Here is a 2514-nt window from a genome sequence, read left to right on the forward strand (position 1 = left end):
GCCGGCGCTGCCCCGCCGCCGGGCCCAGACGCACCTCGCCCCGCAGCTGCGCGAGGCCCCCGCCCCCCGCAGGGCCGACGGGGACACCGAACAGCCCCTGCACGACCCCGGCCTGATGGCGGCCTTCCAGCGGGGTTTCGGCCTCGCCCAGTCGTCCGAACGGCAGACATGACCCCTCACCTGAACACCCGCACGAACCCCAGCAAGGAGCACACCCCCATGGCCGGCGAAGTGGCGACGCAGACGAAGACAGGCAGCCTCTCGGATCTCGACTGGCTGCTCGGCGGACTGGTCCAACGCGTCCCGTACACGCGTGCCGCGGTGCTGCTGACCAACGACGGGCTCGTCACCTGCGTGCACGGCCTGGACTCCGACAGCGCCGACCACATGGCCGCCCTCGCCTCGGGCCTGTACTCCCTCGGCCGCAGCGCCGGAGCCCGCTTCGGCGACGGCGCCGAGGTCCGCCAGGTCGTCGTCGAACTCGACACCGCCCTCGTCTTCGTCTCCGCGGCCGGCTCCGGCACCTGCCTGGCCGTCCTCGCGGACCGGGAGGCCGACGCGGGCGTGCTCGGCTACGAGATGGCCATGCTGGTCAAGAGCGTCCGGCCCTACCTCGCGGCCCCGCCGCGCCGCCCGGTCGCCGACACCGACGCCGTGCGATGAGGGTCTGGGCCAGGGGGGCACACGGAACGGGGGCCGGGGCGCTGCGCGACACACCCTGGCTCGACGACTCGGCCGGCCGGGTGATGCGCCCGTACACGGCCAGCGGCGGCCGTACCCGGCCCGCCGTCGCCCTCGACCTGCTGTCGCTGGTGTGCGCCACCGGGGTCCGGCCGAGGATCCCGCTGGGCGCCGAGCACGTCCTGGCCCTGCGCTGCTGCGCGGCCGCGCCGGCGGTGACGGTCGCCGAGGTGGCCGGCCACCTGCGGCTCCCGGCGGTGGTCGTCAAGGTGCTGCTGTCCGACCTCGTGGAGTACGGGGCGGTACGGGCGCAGGCGCCGAGGTTCCCGGGCGGCGGGGGGTCCTTCGCCGCCGACGACCAGTCCCTGCTGAGGGCGGTGCTCGATGGCCTGCGCCGGCGGCTCTGAGGCCCCGGCCCTGCCCGCGACCCTGAAGATCCTGGTCGCGGGCGGGTTCGGGGCGGGGAAGACCACCTTCGTGGGCGCGGTCAGCGAGATCGAGCCGCTGTGCACGGAGGAACTGCTGAGCGGGATCGGCGAGGCCGCCGACCCGCTCGACGGGGTGGAGGCCAAGACGGCGACCACGGTGGCCCTGGACTTCGGCCGGCTCACCCTCGACGACCGCCACGTCCTCTACCTGTTCGGCACGCCCGGCCAGCAGCGGTTCTGGTTCCTGTGGGAGGAGCTCTGCGCGGGCGCGCTCGGCGCCGTCGTCCTGGCCGACACCCGCCGCCTGGCCGACTGCTTCCCCGCCGTGGACTTCTTCGAACGGCGCGGCATCGGCTTCGTCGTCGCCGTCAACGAGTTCGACGGCGGCCACCGCTACACGGCCGAGGAGGTCCGCGAGGCGGTGGGGCTCGGCCCGGAGGTGCCCGTCGTCCGCTGCGACGCCCGCCTCACGGGCTCCGGCACCGGGACGCTGGCCGCGCTCGTCCACCACCTGCTGTCCACGGCCCGGCGCACCGCCGGGCCGGACCCCGCAACACAACAGCACGCGTACGCCCACCACTTCGGACCGGGGGAACCGCCATGAACCGCTATGAGACGACCGGCCATCTGCTGCTCACCCCCGTGGACCGGGAGGCGCCCGCGCGGGTCGTCCGGCTGCGCGAGATGAACCTGGGGGAGCGGGTGGAGGCCGAACTCGACGCCTTCGCCCGCCGGGTCGCGCAGACCCTGGACGCCCCCTACGCGGGGGTCAACTTCGTCGGCGAGGAACGCCAGTTCTTCGCCGGACTGCACCACGGGCCGGACGCGGCCGCGAGCGGCTATCCGGCGCGGGTGCTGCCCCGCGACCACGGCTACTGCCCGCACGTGGTGGTGCGGCGCCGGGCCCTGGTCCTGGAGGACGTACGGGACTTCGCGCGTTTCGCGGGCAACGCCGTCGTGGACGAGAGCGGGATCCGCTCCTACCTGGGGGCGCCGCTCACCGACCGGCGGGGCATCGTCCTCGGCACCGTGCTCGCGGCNGTCCTCGGCACGGTGTGCGCGGCGGACGTGGTGCCCCGGCGGTGGGGGCTGGCGGGCCTGACGACCGTCAAGGCCCTCGCCGCGGAGCTCACCGAGCTGCTCCAGCAGCGCGGGGACCGCCCCGCCTGAGGCCCCCGGCGCCCGGGTGCGGCCGCTCAGCGGAGGAAGGCCGTGATCCGCTGCCGCAGCGAGCCGGCGTCCAGGCCGTGGGCGGCGGTGTGCTCCTCGATCGTCCCGAACCGGCGCAGCTCGGCGCGGCCCACCCCCAGCGGCAGCACCCGGTGCGGGACGTCGATCAGCGCCTGTCCGGCGGCCGCCGCCGAGGTCCCGGCGAGGTACGGCTCCACCAGGACCACGTCGGCCG

4 protein-coding genes and 1 pseudogene are annotated in these 2514 nt (G+C 75.6%); 4 read left to right on the top strand and 1 reads right to left on the bottom strand.

Annotation, left to right across the window (positions count from 1 at the left end; translation table 11 throughout):
• Positions 1 to 219: 219 nt before the first annotated feature.
• The 4 genes from VR44_RS25730 to VR44_RS25745 are packed head-to-tail and all read left to right on the top strand — an operon-like array spanning position 220 to position 2279.
• The gene (locus VR44_RS25730) at positions 220 to 663 is read left to right on the top strand and encodes a roadblock/LC7 domain-containing protein (protein WP_384754816.1); all 444 of its coding nucleotides are present in this window, start codon (positions 220 to 222) and stop codon (positions 661 to 663) included.
• Positions 660 to 1088 carry a DUF742 domain-containing protein gene (locus VR44_RS25735; protein ID WP_045949977.1) on the top strand — a complete coding sequence of 143 codons (429 nt, stop codon included), beginning with the start codon at positions 660 to 662 and terminating at the stop codon, positions 1086 to 1088. The genes VR44_RS25730 and VR44_RS25735 overlap by 4 nt, the downstream gene beginning before the upstream one ends.
• Positions 1066 to 1713: a GTP-binding protein gene (locus VR44_RS25740; protein ID WP_045949978.1), complete on the top strand. Its 648-nt coding sequence runs from the start codon at positions 1066 to 1068 to the stop codon at positions 1711 to 1713. The genes VR44_RS25735 and VR44_RS25740 overlap by 23 nt, the downstream gene beginning before the upstream one ends.
• Entirely contained in the window at positions 1710 to 2279 is a 570-nt protein-coding gene (locus tag VR44_RS25745) for a GAF domain-containing protein (protein WP_045949979.1), read from the top strand. Before VR44_RS25740 ends, VR44_RS25745 begins: the two co-directional genes overlap by 4 nt.
• A 26-nt stretch (positions 2280 to 2305) precedes the next feature.
• Here the strand turns inward: VR44_RS25745 and VR44_RS25750 are convergent.
• A pseudogene (locus tag VR44_RS25750) lies at positions 2306 to 2514 on the bottom strand (transketolase); the annotation flags it as partial.

Origin of the sequence: Streptomyces katrae, assembly GCF_000966975.1 — a bacterium.
In the GTDB taxonomy this organism is placed as follows: domain Bacteria; phylum Actinomycetota; class Actinomycetes; order Streptomycetales; family Streptomycetaceae; genus Streptomyces; species Streptomyces katrae.